The organism is Streptomyces sp. HD (assembly GCF_028369295.1).
Taxonomy (GTDB): Bacteria; Actinomycetota; Actinomycetes; order Streptomycetales; family Streptomycetaceae; genus Streptomyces.
The window spans coordinates 18,655-39,593 of the sequence record NZ_JAQMYP010000048.1; the positions used below are offsets into that span (position 1 = coordinate 18,655).

Annotated in this window: 17 protein-coding genes; 12 read left to right on the forward strand and 5 right to left on the reverse strand. The window is 69.5% G+C overall.

The window, feature by feature from the left end:
- Positions 1–5: 5 nt before the first annotated feature.
- The 5 genes from pspAA (at position 6) to POF73_RS35235 (ending at position 8,075) form a co-directional block, all read left to right on the forward strand.
- Positions 6–284 carry a PspA-associated protein PspAA gene (gene pspAA, locus POF73_RS35215; RefSeq protein WP_272123236.1) on the forward strand — a complete coding sequence of 93 codons (279 nt, stop codon included), beginning with the start codon at positions 6–8 and terminating at the stop codon, positions 282–284.
- Between the two features lie 62 nt (positions 285–346).
- Positions 347–1,564 carry a sensor histidine kinase gene (locus tag POF73_RS35220; RefSeq protein ID WP_272123182.1) on the forward strand — a complete coding sequence of 406 codons (1,218 nt, stop codon included), beginning with the start codon at positions 347–349 and terminating at the stop codon, positions 1,562–1,564.
- Positions 1,565–1,646: 82 nt separating this feature from the next.
- The gene (locus POF73_RS35225) at positions 1,647–2,327 is read left to right on the forward strand and encodes a response regulator (RefSeq protein ID WP_272123183.1); all 681 of its coding nucleotides are present in this window, start codon (positions 1,647–1,649) and stop codon (positions 2,325–2,327) included.
- Positions 2,328–2,495: 168 nt separating this feature from the next.
- Positions 2,496–5,624, forward strand: coding sequence for an efflux RND transporter permease subunit (locus POF73_RS35230; RefSeq protein WP_272123184.1), 3,129 nt, complete (start codon positions 2,496–2,498; stop codon positions 5,622–5,624).
- Between the two features lie 147 nt (positions 5,625–5,771).
- Entirely contained in the window at positions 5,772–8,075 is a 2,304-nt protein-coding gene (locus POF73_RS35235) for a protein kinase domain-containing protein (RefSeq protein WP_272123185.1), read from the forward strand.
- A gap of 19 nt (positions 8,076–8,094) precedes the next feature.
- Here POF73_RS35235 and nadA read toward each other — a convergent pair whose 3' ends face one another.
- Positions 8,095–9,279 (reverse strand): quinolinate synthase NadA, encoded by a 1,185-nt coding sequence (nadA, locus tag POF73_RS35240; RefSeq protein ID WP_272123186.1) that lies wholly within the window; start codon positions 9,277–9,279, stop codon positions 8,095–8,097.
- A 327-nt stretch (positions 9,280–9,606) separates the two neighbouring features.
- Here nadA and POF73_RS35245 point away from each other — a divergent pair, with 327 nt between their 5' ends.
- The gene (locus tag POF73_RS35245) at positions 9,607–9,963 is read left to right on the forward strand and encodes an iron-sulfur cluster assembly accessory protein (protein WP_030951236.1); all 357 of its coding nucleotides are present in this window, start codon (positions 9,607–9,609) and stop codon (positions 9,961–9,963) included.
- A gap of 123 nt (positions 9,964–10,086) precedes the next feature.
- Here POF73_RS35245 and POF73_RS35250 read toward each other — a convergent pair whose 3' ends face one another.
- Positions 10,087–11,928, reverse strand: a complete 1,842-nt coding sequence (locus POF73_RS35250; protein ID WP_272123187.1) for a hypothetical protein — start codon at positions 11,926–11,928, stop codon at positions 10,087–10,089.
- A gap of 163 nt (positions 11,929–12,091) precedes the next feature.
- The gene (locus tag POF73_RS35255; protein WP_272123188.1) at positions 12,092–12,301 is read right to left on the reverse strand and encodes a hypothetical protein; all 210 of its coding nucleotides are present in this window, start codon (positions 12,299–12,301) and stop codon (positions 12,092–12,094) included.
- Between the two features lie 182 nt (positions 12,302–12,483).
- On the opposite strand from POF73_RS35255, the gene POF73_RS35260 reads away from it, so the two are divergent.
- Positions 12,484–13,458 carry a carbohydrate kinase family protein gene (locus POF73_RS35260; RefSeq protein ID WP_272123189.1) on the forward strand — a complete coding sequence of 325 codons (975 nt, stop codon included), beginning with the start codon at positions 12,484–12,486 and terminating at the stop codon, positions 13,456–13,458.
- Between the two features lie 118 nt (positions 13,459–13,576).
- Here the strand turns inward: POF73_RS35260 and POF73_RS35265 are convergent, their stop codons facing one another.
- On the reverse strand, positions 13,577–14,956 hold the full coding sequence (locus tag POF73_RS35265) for a cysteine desulfurase/sulfurtransferase TusA family protein (protein ID WP_272123190.1): 1,380 nt from the start codon (positions 14,954–14,956) through the stop codon (positions 13,577–13,579).
- Positions 14,957–15,220: 264 nt separating this feature from the next.
- On the opposite strand from POF73_RS35265, the gene ctaC reads away from it, so the two are divergent.
- The 4 genes from ctaC to POF73_RS35285 all read left to right on the forward strand — a co-directional run bounded on the left by ctaC (position 15,221) and on the right by POF73_RS35285 (position 19,707).
- Positions 15,221–16,186 (forward strand): aa3-type cytochrome oxidase subunit II, encoded by a 966-nt coding sequence (gene ctaC / locus POF73_RS35270; RefSeq protein ID WP_272123191.1) that lies wholly within the window; start codon positions 15,221–15,223, stop codon positions 16,184–16,186.
- On the forward strand, positions 16,183–17,919 hold the full coding sequence (ctaD, locus tag POF73_RS35275) for an aa3-type cytochrome oxidase subunit I (RefSeq protein WP_272123192.1): 1,737 nt from the start codon (positions 16,183–16,185) through the stop codon (positions 17,917–17,919). The genes ctaC and ctaD overlap by 4 nt, the downstream gene beginning before the upstream one ends.
- On the forward strand, positions 17,916–18,314 hold the full coding sequence (locus POF73_RS35280; protein WP_272123193.1) for a cytochrome c oxidase subunit 4: 399 nt from the start codon (positions 17,916–17,918) through the stop codon (positions 18,312–18,314). Before ctaD ends, POF73_RS35280 begins: the two co-directional genes overlap by 4 nt.
- A 130-nt stretch (positions 18,315–18,444) precedes the next feature.
- Complete coding sequence (locus POF73_RS35285; protein WP_272123194.1) at positions 18,445–19,707, forward strand: L,D-transpeptidase; 1,263 nt, start codon at positions 18,445–18,447, stop codon at positions 19,705–19,707.
- 27 nt (positions 19,708–19,734) lie between these two features.
- Here POF73_RS35285 and POF73_RS35290 read toward each other — a convergent pair whose 3' ends face one another.
- Positions 19,735–20,136, reverse strand: a complete 402-nt coding sequence (locus POF73_RS35290; RefSeq protein WP_272123195.1) for a hypothetical protein — start codon at positions 20,134–20,136, stop codon at positions 19,735–19,737.
- Between the two features lie 145 nt (positions 20,137–20,281).
- On the opposite strand from POF73_RS35290, the gene ctaE reads away from it, so the two are divergent.
- Positions 20,282–20,902 (forward strand): aa3-type cytochrome oxidase subunit III, encoded by a 621-nt coding sequence (ctaE, locus tag POF73_RS35295; protein WP_272123197.1) that lies wholly within the window; start codon positions 20,282–20,284, stop codon positions 20,900–20,902.
- Positions 20,903–20,939: the final 37 nt, after the last annotated feature.

Consider the following 20,939-nt stretch of genomic DNA (forward strand, 5'->3'; position numbering starts at 1 on the left):
GCGACATGATCGTCCGGATCATGGGTGAGGGGCAGGTGAAGCTGTCCGACAGCCACCTGCCCGAGCTGAACAAGCTCGACGACGAGCTCCTGTCGGAAATGGAGAACGGCGACGGCCCCGGCTTCCGCCGCACCCTCGGGGCCCTCCTGTCCAAGGTCCGCGAACTGGGCACACCACTGCCCGACGACTCCCTGGAACCCTCCGAACTGATCCTCCCGTCGCCGGACGCGACGCTGGAGGAGGTTCGGGAGCTGCTGAGCGACGACGGGCTGATCCCGGGCTGATCCCGGGGACTGACGTCCGCCCCCGTTCCAAGCCCCGCGGGGACGCCGTACCGTAATCAAGCGTGAGCACCCTCGACCGCGCCCGGCGGCATCTGAAAGCGCATCCCATGGCGCTGGACGCGGCGCTGGCCGTCGGCGTACTGGCCTGCATGGTGGCCGGCTCGTTCGTGGACCCGCACGAGAAGAACGGCGTCACCTGGGCGCTGCGCACCCCGGACGCGCTGAGCCTCGTGCTCATCGTCCTCGGCTCCGCGGCCCTGGTCTTCCGCCGCCGCGCCCCCATCACGGTCCTCGCCCTCACCGGCACCGCCTCCGTCGTCGAGTCCGTCACCGGCGACCCCCGCGCCCCCGTCGCCATGTCCGCGGTCATCGCCCTCTACACCGTCGCCTCGACCACCGACCGCACCACCACCTGGCGCGTCGGCCTGCTCACCATGACCGTGCTGACCGGCTCCGCCATGCTCGCCGGCCCCCTGCCCTGGTACGCCCAGGAGAACCTCGCCATCTTCGCCTGGACCGGTATCGGGGCCACCGCGGGCGACGCCGTCCGCAGCCGTCGCGCCGTGGTCGCCGCCATCCGCGAGCGTGCCGAACGGGCCGAGCGCACCCGTGAGGAGGAGGCCCGCCGCCGCGTCGCCGAGGAGCGCCTGCGGATCGCCCGCGACCTGCACGACGTCGTCGCCCACCACATCGCCCTGGTCAATGTGCAGGCCGGCGTCGCCGCGCACGTCATGGACAAGCGGCCCGACCAGGCCAAGGAGGCCCTCGCCCACGTCCGCGAGGCGAGCCGCTCCGCGCTCAACGAACTGCGCGCCACCGTCGGCCTGCTCCGCCAGTCCGGCGACCCCGAGGCCCCCACCGAACCCGCCCCCGGCCTCGACCGGCTCGACGAACTCGCCGGCACCTTCCGCAGCGCCGGCCTCCAGGTCGAGGTCGCCCGTGCCGACCAGGGCGCCACCCTCCCCGCCGCCGTGGACCTGGCCGCCTACCGCGTGATCCAGGAGGCCCTCACCAACGTGCAGAAGCACGCGGGCCCCGAGGCGAAGGCCGAGGTCAGCGTCGTCCGCGTGGGGCCGAACGTGGAGATCACCGTCCTGGACGACGGCGCCGGCGAGGACGACACCCCCGACGGCGGCGGCCACGGCCTGCTCGGCATGCGCGAACGCGTCACCGCCCTGCGCGGCACCCTCACCACCGGCCCCCGCTACGGCGGCGGCTTCCGCGTCCATGCGATCCTGCCGGTCAAGAGCCGTACCCGCGCAGCGGAAGACGCCGGATGACGCAGTCGCGGAACTCGGGCGCACCCCGCGGAAGTTGTCGTATGGCGAAGCCACCCGCCCCCTGCCCCGCAGAGGACCCGCCATGACCATCCGCGTCCTGCTCGCCGACGACCAGGCCCTCCTCCGCAGCGCCTTCAGGGTGCTCGTCGACTCCGAGCCCGACATGGAGGTCGTGGCCGAGGCGTCCGACGGTGCGGAGGCGGTGCTGCTGGCCAAGGAGGAGCGGGCGGACGTCGTGCTGATGGATATCCGGATGCCCGGCACCGACGGCCTCGCCGCCACCCGCATGATCAGCGCCGACCCGACCCTCGCGCACGTCCGCGTCGTCATCCTCACCACCTTCGAGGTCGACGACTACGTCGTGCAGTCGCTGCGCGCCGGCGCCTCCGGCTTCCTCGGCAAAGGCTCCGAACCCGACGAACTCCTCAGCGCCATCCGCGTCGCGGCCGGCGGTGAGGCCCTGCTCTCCCCGGCCGCCACCAAGGGCTTGATCGCCCGCTTCCTCGCCCAGGGCGGCGGCGACGACGACCGCGACCCGGCCCGCGCCGAGCGGCTCGACGCCCTCACCGTCCGGGAGCGCGAGGTGCTGGTGCAGGTCGCCGGCGGGCACTCCAACGACGAGATCGCCGAGCGTCTGGAGGTCAGCCCGCTGACCGTGAAGACGCACGTCAACCGGGCCATGTCCAAGCTCGGCGCCCGCGACCGGGCCCAGCTCGTGGTGATCGCGTACGAGTCCGGGCTGGTACGTCCAAGGGTGGAGTGAACTCCACCTCGCGTACTGCGCCCGGAGTATGCGCCGTATAAGGAAATGGACCTGGGGCCTACGAAACCGGGCTCCGGGATGGCTCAGGGTGTAAGGGCGGGCGCTCATCTGTGAAGCACAGGCGTCTGCTGCCACTTCTGCCGCTCACAGAAGAGAGACCCTGAACCCATGTCCTGGCTGTCCAGATTCAGCCTCGCCCAGCGTGCCCTCATAGGCCTGATGTCGATCATCGCGATCGCCTTCGGCGCGATCGCGATACCCCAGCTCAAGCAGCAGTTGCTGCCCTCCATCGAACTTCCGATGGTGTCCGTGCTCGCCCCGTACCAGGGCGCGTCGCCGGACGTCGTCGAGAAGCAGGTCGTCGAGCCGATCGAGGACAGCCTCGAAGCCGTCGACGGCATCACCGGCGTCACCTCCACGGCCGGTGAGGGCAACGCCGTCATCATGGCGTCCTTCGACTACGGCCCCGACTCCAAGCAGCTCGTCGCCGATGTGCAGCAGGCCGTCAACCGGGCCCGCGTCCAGCTGCCGGACGATGTGGACCCGCAGGTCATCGCCGGTTCCACGGACGACATCCCGACCGTCGTGCTGGCCGTCACCTCCAGCACGGACCAGCAGGCACTGGCCGACCGGCTCGACCGGACCGTCGTGCCGGACCTGAAGGAGATCGACGGCGTCGGCCAGGTCACCGTCGACGGCGTACGCGACCTCCAGATCACCGTCACGCCGGACGACGCGAAGCTGGCGAAGGCCGGTCTGACCTCGGCGGCCGTCTCGCAGGCCCTGCAAGCGGGCGGCGCCACCGTCCCGGCGGGCTCCTTCGACGAGGGCGGCAAGAACCGCACCGTCCAGGTGGGCGGCGGCTTCACCTCGCTCAAGCAGATCGAGGACCTGATGGTCACCGGCGAGGCCGCACCCGGCAAGAAGCCGGTCCGCCTCGGTGACGTCGCCTCCGTCAAGCAGGAGCAGGCCCCGGCCGACTCCATCACCCGCACCGACGGCAAGCCGTCCCTCGCGGTCGCGGTCACCATGGACCGCGACGGCAGCGCGGTCGCCATCTCGGACGCGGTGCAGGACAAGCTGTCGGAGATGCGGGGGGACCTCGGCCCGGACGCCACGATCACCGTGGTCAGCGACCAGGGCCCGGCGGTCAAGAAGTCCATCGACGGACTGACGACCGAGGGCGCGCTCGGTCTGCTCTTCGCGGTCCTCGTCATCCTGGTCTTCCTCGCGTCGATCCGCTCGACGCTGGTGACGGCGGTGAGCATCCCGCTCTCCGTCGTCCTGGCCCTGATCGTCCTGTGGACGCGCGACCTGTCGCTCAACATGCTGACGCTGGGCGCGCTCACCATCGCCATCGGCCGGGTCGTCGACGACTCGATCGTGGTCCTGGAGAACATCAAGCGCCACCTCGGCTACGGCGAGGAGCGCCAGGACGCCATCCTCAAGGCGGTCCGCGAGGTCGCCGGCGCGGTGACCTCCTCGACCCTGACCACGGTGGCCGTCTTTCTGCCGATCGGCCTGGTCGGCGGCATGGTGGGCGAGCTGTTCGGCTCGTTCAGCCTGACGGTCACGGCGGCCCTGCTGGCGTCGCTGATCGTGTCCCTGACGGTGGTCCCGGTCCTGTCGTACTGGTTCCTGCGCGCGCCGAAGGGCACGCCCGAGGACGCCGAGGAAGCGCGCCGGGTGGCGGAGGAGAAGGAGGCGAGGAGCCGGCTCCAGCGCCTCTACGTCCCCGTCCTGCGGTTCGCGACCCGCCGCCGGCTGACCAGTGTGCTGCTGGCGATCGTCGTCCTCGTCGGTACGTTCGGCATGGCGCCGCTGCTGAAGACGAACTTCTTCGACCAGGGCGAGCAGGAAGTCCTCACCGTCAAGCAGGAGTTGAAGCCGGGCACCAGCCTGGCGGCTACCGACGAGCAGGCCCGGCGGGTCGAGCAGCTGCTCGCCGGCACCAAGGGCGTCAAGGACTACCAGGTCACGGTCGGCTCGTCCGGTTTCATGGCGGCCTTCGGCGGCGGCACCGACACCAACCAGGCGTCCTACCAGGTGATGCTGGAGGACTCGGCGTCGTACGACGACGTACAGAACCGCATCGAGGCCGGCCTGAAGAAGCTGGACGGCATCGGTACGACCACCATCGCGGCCGGTGACGGCTTCGGCGCCCAGGACCTGAGCGTCGTCGTGAAGGCGGCCGACGCGGATGTGCTGCGCAAGGCGTCGGACCAGGTGCGGGACGCGGTGGCGGGCCTGGACGACGTCACCGACGTCACCAGCGACCTGTCGCAGAGCGTGCCACGCATCTCGGTGAAGGCCAACGACAAGGCGGCCGCGGCGGGCTTCAACGACCAGACCCTCGGTATGGCGGTGGCCCAGGCGGTCCGCGGCAACACGGCGGCCCAGGCGATCCTCGACGACACCGAGCGGGACATCGTCATCAGGGCGGCCGAGCCGGCGAAGACCCTGAAGCAGCTTCAGGACCTGCGCCTCGGCCCGGTGAAGCTGGGTGCCATCGCGGACGTGAAGCTGGTGGACGGCCCGGTCTCGATGACCCGGATCGACGGCCAGCGCGCGGCCACGATCACCGCGAAGCCGACGGGCGACAACACGGGCGCGGTGAGCGCGGACCTCCAGTCCAAGATCAACGGCCTGACGCTCCCGGCGGGCGCGACGGCGTCGATCGGCGGTGTCTCCCAGGACCAGGACGACGCGTTCGCCAACCTGGGCCTGGCGATGCTGGCGGCGATCGCGATCGTCTTCATGCTGCTGGTGGCGACGTTCCGCTCGCTCGTCCAGCCGCTGATCCTGCTGGTCTCGATCCCGTTCGCGGCGACGGGCGCGATCGGCCTCCTGGTGGCGACCGGCACCCCGATGGGCGTCCCCGCGATGATCGGCATGCTGATGCTGATCGGCATCGTGGTGACGAACGCGATCGTGCTGATCGACCTGATCAACCAGTACCGCAAGGAGGGCTACGGCGTCGTCGAGGCCGTGATCGAGGGCGGCCGCCACCGTCTGCGGCCCATCCTCATGACGGCCCTGGCGACGATCTTCGCCCTGCTGCCGATGGCCCTGGGCGTCACCGGCGAGGGCGGATTCATCGCCCAGCCCCTGGCCGTGGTCGTGATCGGCGGTCTGATCACCTCCACCCTGCTGACCCTCCTCCTCGTCCCGACGCTGTACGCGATGCTGGAACTCCGCAAGGAGCGGCGCGCGAAGAAGAGGGCGGCGAAGCGGGCCAAGAAGGCGGGCACGCCTGCCGAGCCGGCCTCGGACGAGCCGGAGCCGGCAGGGGTCTGACGGCCCCTCGCCGACCGGTACGGCGACGGTCGTGATCCACACGGCGGCCGGGTCCCCGATGCACAAAGATCGGGGATCCGGCCTTCGGCGTTTTCGGATTACGTATTCTTTGCCTCGAACTGCTCTGCGGTAGAAGGGGAATCGGGCGTGCCGTTGCACAGGGACGACCCGAGGTCGGTCGGGGGGTACAAGCTGGTCGACCGGCTCGGGGCCGGCGGGATGGGGATCGTCTACCGGGGCAGGGCGCGGTCGGGGCGTGAGGTCGCCGTCAAGGTGGTGCACTCCCAGTACGCCGAGGACGCCGTGTTCCGGATGCGGTTCCGGCAGGAGATCGAGGCCGTCCGCAAGGTGAGCGGTGCCTTCACCGCGCCCGTCGTGGACGCCGATCCCGAGGCGGCCCGGCCCTGGATGGCGACCCAGTACGTGCCCGGCCGCTCGCTCGCCGAGCGGCTGCGTGAGCGGGGCCCGTTGCGCGGCGCCGAGTTGCGGCAGCTGGCGCTGGGGCTGGTGGAGGCGCTGCGGGACATCCACCGGGCCGGGGTGGTGCACCGGGACCTGAAACCGGCCAACGTCCTGATGGCCGAGGACGGTCCCCGCGTCATCGACTTCGGCATCTCCCGCGCGGCGGAGAACCACCAGACCCTCACCGAGACCGGCCAGATGATCGGCACCCCGCCCTTCATGTCGCCGGAACAGTTCACCGACGCCCGCAAGGTCGGCCCCGCCTCCGACGTCTTCTCGCTCGGGGCGCTACTGGTGTTCGCCCTCACCGGGCGCGGCCCCTTCGACGCGGACAGCCCCTATCTGACGGCGTACCGGGTGGTCCACGACGCACCCGTGCTGGACGGACTGGCTCAACCGCTGCGCTCGGTACTGGAGCGCTGCCTCGCCAAGGAAGTGGCGGACCGGCCCGAACTCGACGAACTGGCAAGCAGGTTCGCGGACGTCCTGCCCGACCCGGCGGAGGGCGACCCGCAGACCGTGAGCCTGCGCCTGGACGCGCTGGTCACCCCGCGGTCCGACGGGGAGACCAGCCCCGGGAACGGCACCGACCGGATGGCCGCCACCGGTTCCGGGGGAGTGTCCGGGAGCCTCTCTGGGCGGACGTACTCCCCCCGCCTGGGCCGCCGCGGCGGCAGGCGCGCGCTGTGGGCCGTGACCGGTACGGCCGGCGCCCTTGCCCTGGGGCTGACGGCCTATCTGCTGCTCGGGGCGGGCTGGGAGGACAGCGGCGACGGGGCGGCCACCGCACCGTCCGTGTCCGCTTCGCCCGCCACGTCCCGGTGGTCGGCGCTGCCCGACGGCTGGCGGGCCTGGCAGACGACGGTGAACGAGACGGCGCCGCTCGGCGCGCGGAAGGCGATCGCGGACTCCGCGTTCGACGGTGACGCCGCCTGTGTGATGTACGACCTCGCCGCGTACTGCGCCGGCCAGGGAGTTCTCCCGGTACGCCTGGACGGCCTGACCGGCAGGACCGTCTGGCGCGCCGATCTGGCACCGGCCGCCGACGACGGCGGGGACTACTGGGCCAAGCCGCTCGGTGTGCGCGAGGGCGCGTTGCTCGTCCGGCAGAACGTCACCAGCGACGACGGCGCGACCGAGACGACCCACCTGGTCGCCCTCGACACCAGGACAGGCGCCGAGCTGTGGTCCCGCAAGGTGAAGGACGGCAACGTCGACCTGGTCCTGTCCGGCGACGTGGTCCTGACGGCCGAGACCGACGGCCGGACGGTGACGGCCCGGTCGCCGCGCACCGGCGCCGCGCGCTGGACCATGAAGGTGCCCGACGGCTACTACTGCACGTTCTCGACGGTCGACACGGACCTGTACGCGCACTGCACCCATGACGAGGCCGAGGCATCCCTGGTCCTGGCGGTGGACCGGACCGACGGCTCGGTGCAGCGCATCGCGGTGCCGTACCAGAGCGGCATCCTCGGGAGCGTCGAGGGCCGACTGGCCGTACTGGTGTGGGCCGACGACAGCGAGCCGATCGCGACGGGCTCGGCGTTCGGCCAACTCCTGCTGATCGACCCGGACAAGAAGACCCGCAGTACGGTGAAGCTGGCGTCGGGCTACAACGGGCAGCCGACGCTGGCCGACGGCACCCTGTTCATCGTGTCGTCCAACGGCCGGGTGACCGCCCTGTCGGCCCGCACGGGCAAGCAGCTGTGGGAGACCTCCACCAGCCTGGAATCGCCGGGCAAGGCCACCTACGACACGCGGACGCGCACCCTGTACATGTCCAGCGACAGCGGCCGGGTGGCTGCTCTCGACGCACGCGAGGGCACCCTGCTGTGGGAGACGCTGCCGCGGGTCACCCGGGTGTTCTCCGGCGGCACCGCCGGGCCCGAGGTGCAGCTCAACGAGGGTGCGCTGGTCGTCACCGCTCCCGACGGCACCGTCTTCAGCCTCGACCCCGCGCACCCCGAGCGGAAATCCGCCTCGGGGTGACAGCGGGCCGGACCGGGGGTTACGGCAGGGCCAGCATCCGCTCCAGCGCCAGCTTCGCGAACGCCTCGGTCTCCTTGTCGACCTCGATGCGGTTGACCAGGTTGCCTTCGGCCAGCGACTCCAGCGCCCAGACCAGGTGCGGCAGGTCGATGCGGTTCATGGTCGAGCAGAAGCAGACCGTCTTGTCGAGGAAGACGATCTCCTTGCCCTCGGGCGCGAAACGGTTCGCCAGGCGCCGTACGAGGTTCAGCTCGGTCCCGATGGCCCACTTGGAGCCGGCCGGGGCGGCCTCCAGGGCCTTGATGATGTACTCGGTGGATCCGACGTAGTCCGCCGCGGCCACGACCTCGTGCCTGCACTCGGGGTGGACCAGCACATTGACGCCGGGGATCCGGGCGCGCACGTCCTCCACCGACTCCAGGCTGAACCGGCCGTGCACCGAGCAGTGGCCCCGCCACAGGATCATCTTCGCGGCGCGCAGCTCGTCGGCGGTCAGCCCGCCGTTCGGCTTGTGCGGGTTGTAGACGACGCAGTCCTCCAGGGACATGCCCATGTCGCGGACGGCGGTGTTGCGGCCGAGGTGCTGATCGGGCAGGAAGAGCACCTTCTCGCCCTGCTGGAAGGCCCATTCCAGCGCCCGCTCCGCGTTGGACGAGGTGCAGATCGTGCCGCCGTGCTTGCCCGTGAACGCCTTGATGTCCGCGGACGAGTTCATGTACGACACCGGCACGACCTGCTCGGCTATGCCGGCCTCGGTCAGCACGTCCCAGCACTCGGCAACCTGCTCGGCCGTCGCCATGTCGGCCATCGAGCAGCCGGCGGCGAGGTCGGGGAGGACCACCTTCTGGTCGTCGGACGTCAGGATGTCCGCCGACTCCGCCATGAAGTGCACACCGCAGAAGACGATGTACTCGGCCTCCGGGCGCGCGGCGGCGTCCCGGGCCAGCTTGAACGAGTCACCGGTCACATCCGCGAACTGGATGACCTCGTCGCGCTGGTAGTGGTGGCCGAGCACGAAGACCTTGTTCCCGAGCTTCTCCTTCGCTGCCCGGGCGCGCTCGACCAGGTCCGGGTCGGACGGCGAGGGCAGGTCGCCGGGGCACTCGACGCCACGCTCGCTCCTCGGGTCGGCCTCACGGCCGAGGAGCAGCAGGGCGAGGGGCGTCGGCTGTACGTCGAGCTCCTGGGTCTGGGCGGTGGTCACGACACGCACCCTTTCTGTTCTGCGGCTCGCCGGGCCGGAAAAGTCCGGACCCGGCGGGGCAAGCGGGACACCTTCACCGACTTCTCGTCGGATTGACGCTATCTATCATAACCGGTTCACGTCAGTTTGACGATGGCCATCATGTCGATGTGACGTGAATCCCGGTGACGGCCCCGCGTATTCCCCAAAGAGGCGTTTTCCGCTTCGCGCGCCGTGTGCGAGCATGAAGAAGGACCGAAAGACAAGCATCCGGCCCGGAATGAATCCGCCGACCCGCCGGTTGCAATGGTCGGCAAGCAGTCTCCGTACAACCCGGGAGAGATGTAGATGTCCGTATCGGACGAGACCAGCACCGCCACCGACGGCATCATTCTGAGCGACGCCGCCGCGGCCAAGGTGAAGGCCCTGCTCGACCAGGAAGGCCGTGACGACCTCGCCCTGCGTGTGGCCGTCCAGCCCGGTGGCTGCTCGGGTCTGCGCTACCAGCTCTTCTTCGACGAGCGCTCGCTCGACGGCGACGTCGTCAAGGACTTCGGCGGGGTCAAGGTCGTCACCGACCGCATGAGCGCTCCCTACCTGGGCGGCGCCTCCATCGACTTCGTGGACACGATCGAGAAGCAGGGCTTCACGATCGACAACCCGAACGCGACGGGCTCCTGCGCCTGCGGCGACTCCTTCAGCTGAGTCCCGCCCCGTTCGGCCGGGATCGGCCGAAGGCGCGCACGCCGAAACGCGGAAAGGCGGCGGCCCCCTCCGACGGGGCCGCCGCCTTTCGCTGTCCGTGGTCCTTCGGAGCCGCTCCGGCTCCTACCGGGCCCCGGACGTCTCGGGTGCGTCCGGGAGCCGTGCCCCGGGCTTCTCCAGCGGGATCTTCTGGCCGTCCGTGCCCACGACCTTCCGGTCGCCGAGCGGCTCGTCGAGCTGCACGGTCTTGTGGAACACCTTGGCGATCAGGATGCAGACCTTCTCCGGCTGCGAGGTCTCGGTCACCCGCACCGTCACCTCGTCACCGCTCTCGTCCGCCGTCACCTTGTAGTCGGCGCACACGCCGCCGGTGAAGGCGACGGTCAGCTCCGAGCCTTCGGCCGTGTAGCCGTCCACCGTCACATTGCGGGTGACCGGCGCCGACGTCGGCTGGTCCTTGGGCTCGGTCGGCCGCGGGCTCGGCTGCCCGGTCGGCTCCTCGGACGGCGTGGCCGAGACCAGGTACTTCGGGTCGACCGCCGGATACGTGACGGTGAAGCCGTCCTGCGCGCCCGGCGCCTTCACCTGGAACAGCCAGGACGGCACCAGCGCCTGCCGCGCGTCCACGTAGTGCGAGGCCAGCCCGAACACCGCCTTCTCGACGGTCACGGTGTCCTTCTTCGGCGCCGCGCCCGACGACGCCTCCTGGCCGCAGGGCGCCTCAAGGCGGTCCTTCAGCGGTACGGGACTGGCGCAGCCGCCGATGCCCATGCGGTGGTCGGTCCGCGGTGCCGTGTTCATCAGCTTCAGCGTCTTCTCGGCGTCCAGCACGGGGTACGTGTCCCCCTTCACCGGCGCCTTCAACTGGCCGCTCCCGCCGACCACTTCACCCTGGGCGCTCACGGTGACCCCGGTCGTCCAGCCGTAGGTGGGCAGCCCGCCGACCATGGGATCGGCGTTCACCACCCGCTGACCGCCCATGACCTGGCTCGCGTCGAGCTTCGCGTCGTCCTGACCGACCGCCTTCAGGATCGGGGCGGCGGCCTTCTTCGCGGCCTCCTCGCCGACCGGGTCGCCGGCCCGCCCGGCGGAGTCCTTCTGGCACACCGTGGTGCTCTGGCAGTTGTCGGTGCCCGGCGTGTACCGGTAGTACGTCCAGGTCCCCGGCGCCTGCTTGTTCACCTGCAGGCTGGGCCCGGCCCCGTCCTGCGCGCCGACCCGCCAGGTCTGCCCCTGGGCCACCGGCGCCCCGTCCACCCCGAGCGACTTCGCCAGCCGGGCCACCTCGTCGGCGCCGACCTCGCCCGCCGCACGGTACACCGGCGCCGAGCCGGGCCCGTCCGCGAGATCCCCGTCGGCCTTGTAGGTGACGCCGTACGGATTCGGCTCCCCGGGCGCGATCCCGCCGGTACCGCCCCCGGCGTCACTCCCGGTGAACCCGTCGAGGTGAAGCGGCGGCGGAGTCTCACCGCCGGGCGCCGCCGAGGTCGTACCACCGTCCGACCCACCCGACGCGTTCGCGGCGAGATAGGCCCCGCCGCCCCCCACGAGCAGTACTGCGGCGGCGACGGAGGCGATGATCGCGGGGGAGCGGCGGCGGGCTGAGCCGTCGGCCCGGTCCCCTTCTTCACCGGACTCCTCAAGGTCCGGAGGGGAGGCGGAAGCGGAGGCGGGGGCGGAGGCCGGAGAAGGCGCCTCGGCGTCACCAGCCGGTTCGCCCCCGACGGCGCCGGACGCGCTCTCCTCGCCGCCGCCGGAAGCCTCGGTGTCACCGGAAGCACCGGTGTCACCGGAAGCCTCGGCATCGGCGGCGCCCTTCTTCTCCGGGATGCCCTTCTCTTTCGGAGCGCCCTTTTCCTCCGGGGTGCCCGTCTCCTCCCGGGCGCCCTGCTTCTCCTGAACGCCCTGCTCCTCGGCGGAGCCCTCGGCGCCCGGGTCGTCGTTCTCGGGTCGCTCGGTGTTCACCGCATCGCTCCTTCGGCTGCGCACATGTCCCATGACCCTGACCCGACCCTGTCAAAAAGGACGGCCCACGGGGTCGTATCCCGCATCCCCTTTACGGGGGACAGCGATGGGACGCAGCGGGGGAGCGCACGGTTCCCTGAACGGCGCGGATTCGGTCGCCGTATCAGTCGCCGTAGTCCGACATGGCGTCCAGCAGCCGCGCCGACCTCGGCGGCACGGTCACCCCGTGGATGCGTGAGGGGGAGACCGGAAGGGAAAGGACGCGGTCAGGGACGGTCCAGTGGGGAGCCATCCGCGCGCAGTCACCGAGCAGCGACGCCAGGTCGACCTCCAGGTCGGCCGGAACGGGGGCGTGGACCTCGATTTTCGTCATAGCGGCACCGTATGCACGCCGGAGCCCGCGAAGAAAGATCTACTATCAGGTATTTTTGACTGCTTCAGAGTCCTGGTCACGCACGGTAGCGTGGAATGTCAACCGGCCCTCCCGTCGCCCACCACCGCCCTTCCAACGAGCGCTATCGCGCGCCCCCTTTGATTCCGCAGGAGACTCCAGCCGTGCGCATCGCAGTCACCGGCTCCATCGCCACCGACCACCTCATGACCTTCCCCGGCCGCTTCGCCGACCAGTTCGTCGCGGACCAGCTGCACACGGTCTCGCTTTCCTTCCTGGTCGACAACCTGGACGTACGCCGGGGCGGCGTAGGCGCGAACATCGCCTTCGGCATGGGCCAGCTGGGCACGAACCCGATCCTGGTCGGCGCCGCGGGCTCCGACTTCGACGAGTACCGGGCCTGGCTGGACCGGCACGGCGTCGACACCGGCTCGGTCCGTATCTCCGAGACCCTGCACACCGCCCGCTTCGTCTGCACCACCGACGCCGACCACAACCAGATCGGCTCGTTCTACACGGGTGCGATGAGCGAGGCCCGGCTGATCGAGCTGAAGACCGTCGCGGACCGCGTCGGCGGCCTCGACCTGGTCCTCATCGGCGCCGACGACCCCGAGGCGATGCTCCGCCACACCGAGGAGTGTCGCTCGCGCCAGATCCCCTTCGCCGCCGACTTCTCGCAGCAGATCGCCCGTATGAACGGCGACGAGATCCGGATACTGCTGGACGGCGCGACGTACCTCTTCTCCAACGAGTACGAGAAGGGGCTCATCGAGTCCAAGACCGGCTGGAGCGACGAGGAGATCCTCTCCAAGGTCGGCCACCGCGTCACGACCCTCGGCTCGCGCGGCGTACGCATCGAGCAGGCCGGCCAGGACCCGATCGAGGTCGGCTGCGCCGAGGAGGAGCGCAAGGCCGACCCCACGGGTGTCGGCGACGCCTTCCGCGCCGGGTTCCTGTCGGGACTGGCGTGGGGTGTCTCGCTGGAGCGGGCCGCGCAGGTCGGCTGCATGCTGGCGACGCTCGTCATCGAGACGGTGGGCACGCAGGAGTACCAGCTGCGGCGGGCGCACTTCATGGATCGGTTCATGAAGGCGTACGGGGACGCTGCCGCCGAGGAGGTTCGCAAGCACCTCGGCTGAGGCCGGGTGCGTGCGACTGCGCGTCTGCCCTGGCAGTGGCGTTGTCGTGTGCGGGTGCGTGGGGGGCTGGTCGCGCAGTTCCCCGCGCCCCTGATCAGCGCCGCTTCGCAGCGTCTGATCAAGCGAGTCGGCGCACCGTGTACGCCGCCCCGCGCTCCGCCGGTTCCTCGCCCACGTACTCCTGCCCCCGCATCTCGCACCACGCCGGAATGTCCAGGCGGGCGGCCTCGTCGTCGGAGAGGACCCGTACCAGTCCGCCCACCGGCACCTCCCCGATGACCTTCGCGAGCTCGATGACGGGGATCGGGCACCGTTTGCCGAGGGAGTCCACGACCAGGACGTCCTCGTCCTGTACGACCGACTCGGCGGCCGGTGCCCCCAGCTTCTCCCGCACTCCCGCGACGGCCCCCGGCAGCACCTCCAGGAACCGCTCGACCTCCTCCGCGGCCGTCCCGAGCGGCAGGGACACCCGCACGTTCCCCTCGCTCAGCACGCCCATCGCCTTCAGCACATGGCTGGGCGTCAGCGTGCTGCTCGTGCACGACGAACCGGACGAGACCGAGAAGCCGGCCCGGTCCAGCTCGTGCAGCAATGTCTCCCCGTCGACATAGAGACAGGAGAAGGTGACGATGCCGGGCAGCCGTCGCACCGGATCGCCGACCACCTCCACATCCGGCACCAGCCGCGGCACCCGCGCCCGGATCCGCTCCGTCAGCTCCCGCAGCCGTACCGCCTCTTGGGCCGCCTCCGCCCGAACGGCCCGCAGTGAGGCCGCCGCGGCGACGATCGCCGGGATGTTCTCGAACCCGGCCGCCCGCCCCGACTCCCGCTCGTCCACGGGCCCTTGCGCGGCGAACCGCACCCCTTTCCGTACGACAAGCAGCCCGACCCCCGACGGACCGCCCCACTTGTGGGCACTCCCGGTCAACACCGACCAGTCGCCCTCGACCCGCCCCCACCCCAGCGACTGCGCCGCATCCACCAGCAGCGGCACCCCGGCCGCCCGGCACGCCACGGCCACCTCCGCCACCGGCTGCTCGGTCCCCACCTCGTGGTTGGCCGACTGAAGACAGGCCAGCGCGGTGTCGGGCCGCAACGCCTCCGTATACGCCCGCACGCTCACCGCCCCCGCACGGTCCACCGCGACCTGCGTGACCGCCCCGCCCGAAGCCTCGTGCGCGTCAGCCGCATGGAGCACAGAGGAGTGTTCGACGCCAGACACGATCAGGTGGCGCCCGACCCGCCGCCGCCCCGCCAACACTCCGGCGATGCCGGTGTGGACGGCCCGAGTACCGGACGGCGTAAAGGCCAGCTCGTCCGGCCGACACCCGACGGCCTCCGCGGCAGCCTCCCGAGCCGCATCCAACAACAACCGCGCACGCCGCCCCTCCCGATAGAGACGTGCAGGATCGGCCCACCCTTCATCGAGGGAAGCCTGTAGCGCCTGCCGGGCAACAGGATGAAGAGGAGCACTGGAAGCAGCATCGAAGTAGCTCACACAGCAACGCTAAAACGCCCGGCAAGTGCAACGCCGCTCAGGGGCGCGGGGAACTGCGCGACCAGCCCCCACACACCCGCAGCCGCCAATCCAGCGAACCCCCCACTCCACTAGGCCCCCCTCCTCGCGAACCCTCGAAGAGCGTCGGCTAGGGTTTGGTCCGCATAAACATCCAAACCCCTGCCCGTCGCAGGGCGGCGACCGACCAGCGAGAAGGCAGGCCGCAGCCATACCGCGCGGGCGAGACTCTCGGGAAGGCGCTACGTGAGTCCCAACGGCTCCGACCGCTCGCCGCGGCGCCCGATGCGGCGGAAGCTGCTGCAGGCAATGACCGCGGGCCTGGTCCTGGCGACAGCCACCGGTTGCTCGTACAACTGGGAAGACTTCCCCCGCCTTGGTATGCCCACCCCGACCACGGAAGAGGCTCCGCGGATCCTCTCCCTCTGGCAGGGATCGTGGGCGGCCGCGCTCGCCACGGGCGTGCTGGTCTGGGGCCTGATCCTGTGGAGCACCATCTTCCACCGGCGCAGCCGCACCAAGGTCGAGGTTCCTCCGCAGACCCGGTACAACATGCCGATCGAGGCGCTGTACACGGTGGTTCCGCTCATCATCGTCTCGGTGCTCTTCTACTTCACGGCCCGCGACGAGACGAAGCTCCTCAGCCTCAAGGACAAGCCCGACGTCACCGTCAACGTCGTGGGCTACCAGTGGAGCTGGGCCTTCAACTACGTCCAGCCCGTCGAAGGTTCCAGCGGCAACGCGAAGACCGACAAGAACCTGGCCGCCATTCCGGACCGGTTCAAGGAGGACTTCCCGGCGAACGCGGGCGGTGTCTACGACGCCGGCACCCCGGGCACCCGGAACCCGCAGACCGGCAACCCGGGCCCGACCCTGTGGCTGCCGAAGGGCAAGACGGTCCGCTTCGTCCTCACCTCGCGTGACGTCATCCACTCCTTCTGGGTGGTGCCGTTCCTGATGAAGCAGGACGTCATCCCGGGCCACACCAACGCCTTCGAGGTGACCCCCAACCGTGAGGGCACCTTCCTGGGCAAGTGCGCCGAGCTGTGCGGCGTCGACCACTCCCGGATGCTGTTCAACGTGAAGGTCGTCTCCCCCGAGCGCTACGAGCAGCACCTCAAGGACCTCGCCAAGAAGGGGCAGACCGGTTACGTTCCCGCCGGCATCGCGCAGACGAGCCACGAGAAGAACCGGGAGACGAACAACCTGTGAGCATCCTCAACGAACCCCAGGGTGCCGCCGCAGCTGAGGACTCGTACGAGAACGAGCTGCCGGTCAGGCGCAGGCAACCCGGCAACGTCGTGATCAAGTGGCTCACCACCACCGACCACAAGACGATCGGGACGCTGTATCTCGTCACGTCGTTCGCGTTCTTCGTGATCGGCGGCGTGATGGCGCTGCTCATGCGTGCCGAGCTGGCCCGTCCGGGCCTGCAGATCATGTCGAACGAGCAGTTCAACCAGGCGTTCACGATGCACGGCACGATCATGCTGCTGATGTTCGCGACGCCGCTGTTCGCCGGCTTCACGAACTGGATCATGCCGCTGCAGATCGGCGCGCCGGACGTGGCCTTCCCCCGGCTGAACATGTTCGCCTACTGGCTGTACCTGTTCGGCTCGCTCATCGCGGTCGGCGGCTTCCTGACGCCGAGCGGCGCGGCCGACTTCGGCTGGTTCGCCTACAGCCCGCTGTCGGACGCGGTCCGCTCCCCGGGCATCGGCGCCGACCTGTGGATCATGGGTCTGGCCTTCTCCGGCTTCGGCACGATCCTCGGCTCGGTCAACTTCATCACCACGATCATCTGCATGCGTGCGCCGGGCATGACCATGTTCCGCATGCCGATCTTCGTGTGGAACGTGCTGCTGACCGCGGTGCTGGTCCTGCTGGCCTTCCCCGTCCTTGCGGCGGCGCTGTTCGCGCTGGAGGCGGACCGCAAGTTCGGTGCGCATGTCTTCGACGCCTCGAACGGCGGGGCGCTGCTATGGCAACACCTCTTCTGGTTCTTCGGCCATCCAGAGGTGTACATCATCGCCCTGCCGTTCTTCGGAATCATTTCCGAAGTCATCCCGGTCTTCTCCCGTAAGCCGATGTTCGGCTACATGGGTCTGATCGCGGCGACGATCGCCATCGCGGGTCTGTCCGTGACGGTGTGGGCGCACCACATGTACGTCACCGGCGGTGTGCTGCTGCCGTTCTTCGCCTTCATGACGTTCCTCATCGCGGTGCCGACCGGTGTGAAGTTCTTCAACTGGATCGGCACCATGTGGAAGGGCTCACTGTCCTTCGAGACGCCGATGCTGTGGGCGACCGGCTTCCTCATCACCTTCACCTTCGGTGGTCTGACCGGCGTCATCCTGGCCTCGCCGCCGATGGACTTCCACGTGTCCGACTCGTACTTCGTGGTGGCGCACTTCCACTACGTCGTCTTCGGCACCGTCGTCTTCGCGATGTTCTCCGGCTTCCACTTCTGGTGGCCGAAGTTCACCGGCAAGATGCTCGACGAGCGCCTCGGCAAGATCACGTTCTGGACGCTGTTCATCGGCTTCCACGGCACCTTCCTCGTCCAGCACTGGCTGGGTGCCGAGGGCATGCCGCGTCGTTACGCCGACTACCTCGCGGCCGACGGCTTCACCGCCCTGAACACGATCTCCACGATCAGCTCGTTCGTGCTCGGCGCGTCGCTGCTGCCCTTCTTCTACAACGTGTGGAAGACGGCCAAGTACGGCAAGCCGGTCGGCGTCGACGACCCGTGGGGCTACGGCCGCTCCCTGGAGTGGGCGACGTCCTGCCCGCCGCCGCGCCACAACTTCCTCACCCTGCCGCGGATCCGTTCCGAATCCCCGGCGTTCGACCTGCATCACCCTGAGATCGCCGCTCTCGACCAGCTTGAGAACGCCCCTCACGGTGAGAAGGCCCTGGCTGGTGGCAAGGAGGCCGGCAAGTGAAGACCCAAGGCACGATGTTCGCCTGGCTGAGCGTCTTCGTTCTCGGCATGGCGATCGTCTACGGCGTCTGGTCCAAGGAGCCGGCCGGCACCACGGCCCTCTTCCTGGCCTTCGGCCTGTGCATCATGATCGGCTTCTACCTGGGCTTCACCGCCCGGCGGGTCGACGCGGGCGCGCAGGACAACAAGGAGGCGGACGTCGCGGACGACGCCGGCGAGGTCGGGTTCTTCAGCCCGCACAGCTGGCAGCCGCTCTCCCTCGGGATCGGTGGCGCGCTCGCCTTCCTGGGGATCGCGGTCGGCTGGTGGCTGCTGTACTTCTCGGCCCCACTGATCCTCATCGGTCTCTGGGGCTGGGTCTTCGAGTACTACCGCGGTGAGAACCGCACCCAGTAACACGAAGCGAGTTCACAGGAGCCCGGACATTCCGTCAGGAGTGTCCGGGCTCCCGCTTTTGCAGCAATCGACATCACCCGTACGAGTCACCCGGCGCGCCGCCACCCATCCGGCTTCCTAGCGTGAGGCCATGAGCAAAACACCGTCCACGAGCACCGTCATAGGCTGCACCCTCCTGCTGGTCGCGCTGGGCGCGAGCGCCGCCGGATGCAGCAGCGACGGCAACCCGCTGTCCGCCGAGCCCTACGACGCGGCCGACCAGATCGCCTTCAACGGCCCCTCGGGGGGCGGCCGCAAAGCCGACCCCGACAAGCCCCTGGAGGTCACCACGGAGGACTCGGACGGCCGTATCACGGACGTCACCGCCAGGGACGCCGCAGGACGCTACGTCGCGGGCGAACTCTCCGCCGACGGCACCCGCTGGCACAGCACCTCCCCGCTCGCCGCCCACGCCCGCTACACGGTGCGCGTGAGCACGGAGGACGAGGACGGAGCCCCCGGTCGAAAGACCCTCACCTTCGTCACCAGCAAGCCGACCACCAAGAAGCATCTGACGGTGGAGTTCGGCCCGAAGGCGGGCAAGTACGGCGTGGGCCAACCCATCACGGCCAAGCTGAACCAGGCCGTCAAGGACCGCAAGCAGCGCGCCATAGTCGAGCGGGCCCTCAAGGTCGACTCCACGCCCGCCGTGGAGGGCACCTGGCACTGGGTGGACGACAAGGAACTCCACTACCGCCCCAAGGAGTACTGGCCCGCCGGCGCCACGATCCGGGCCCGCAGCAACCTCGACGGCGTCAAGATCAGCGACCGGGTGTGGGGCGGCAAGGTCAAGCCCCTGAAGATAACCACCGGCGACCAGGTCATAGCCGTCACCGACGCCGCCTCCCACCAGCTGACGCTCTACCGCAACGGCGAGGAGGTCCGGTCCATACCGGTGACGACCGGCAAGCCCGGCTACGAGACCCGCAACGGGGTCAAGGTCGTACTGGGCAAGGAGTACTTCGTACGCATGCGCGGCACGAGCATAGGCATAGCGGAGGGCTCCGCCGACTCGTACGACCTACCCGTCTACTACGCCACCAGGGTGACCTGGAGCGGCGAGTACGTGCACGCCGCCCCCTGGTCGGTCGGCTCCCAGGGTTACGCCAACGTCAGCCACGGCTGCACCGGCATGAGCACCGCCAACGCCGAGTGGTTCTTCGACAACGTCCGCGAGGGCGACGTCGTCAAGGTCATCAACTCGTACGGCAACACGATGGAATCCTTCGGCAACGGCTTCGGCGACTGGAACCTGCCGTGGAAGAGCTGGCGCAACGGCAGCGCCCTGATCGCCGGCACCCCGGACGGCCCGAGTCCGTCGGAGCGGGCCAGGCTGAGGCCCCAGAGCGTGTGAGACGGGCCCCGGGGCCGTGACGAACTCCTAGGCGCTCTGAAGCCTCTTCGTCCGCAGCAGAGAGGCCAGCGCGGCCGCGAACTCCACCGGCTCCACAGGCAGCGTCACAGCCGCCTCAGCCCGGCTCCAGGTGGCCAGCCACGCATCCTGCGGGCGGCCGATCAGCAGCAGCACCGGCGGGCAGTTGAACACCTCGTCCTTGATCTGCCGGCAGACCCCCATGCCCCCCATGGGCACCGCCTCGCCGTCCAGGACACAGACGTCGATCCCGCCCTTGTCCAGCTCCCTGACGACGGCGGCAGGGGTCGCGCACTCCACGAACTCCACCACAGGGACATCCGGAGCAGGCCTCCGACCCGTCGCCAACCTCACCTGCTCGCGGGTGTTGGAGTCGTCGCTGTAGACCAGCACCGTGGCGGTCGGCTGCATTGTTCCTCCGTGACGTCAGCGTCGTAAGGACAGGCCTGTTGGGCCGGATGCTACTCCCTTGAACACCACGTCAACACCGGTATGAACGGCGAAGACACTCCGAACGGCACCCCCCGGAGTGAGGGCGGGATAAGCGACCGACATAATGTCGGTCGTGGCGACAGCAACGACAGTAGACAAGGGTCACGCGCACCCGTCGGTCAATCGACCGAACCTCACCAGCGTCGGAACCATCATCTGGCTGAGTTCCGAGCTGATGTTCTTCGCGGCCCTCTTCGCGATGTACTTCACCCTGCGATCGGTGACGGGGCCCGATTTCTGGCACGAGAAGGCCGAGGCCCTGAACTTCCCGTTCTCGGCGACGAACACCACGATCCTGGTGCTCTCCTCGCTCACCTGCCAGCTCGGCGTCTTCGCCGCCGAGCGCGGTGACGTCAAGAAGCTCCGGGGCTGGTTCATCGTCACCTTCATCATGGGTGCGATCTTCATCGGCGGTCAGGTGTACGAGTACACCGAGCTGGTCAAGCACGAGGGCATCTCGCTCTCGTCCGACCCGTACGGCTCGGTCTTCTACCTGACCACCGGCTTCCACGGCCTGCACGTGACGGGCGGTCTCATCGCCTTCCTGCTGGTCCTCGGCCGTACCTACGCGGCCCGGAGGTTCACGCATGAGCAGGCGACCGCCGCGATCGTCGTGTCCTACTACTGGCACTTCGTCGATGTCGTCTGGATCGGCCTCTTCGCCACGATCTACATGATCAAGTAGCCGGGCCCGATCCCGCGCGCGTTCCACAAAGCGCACC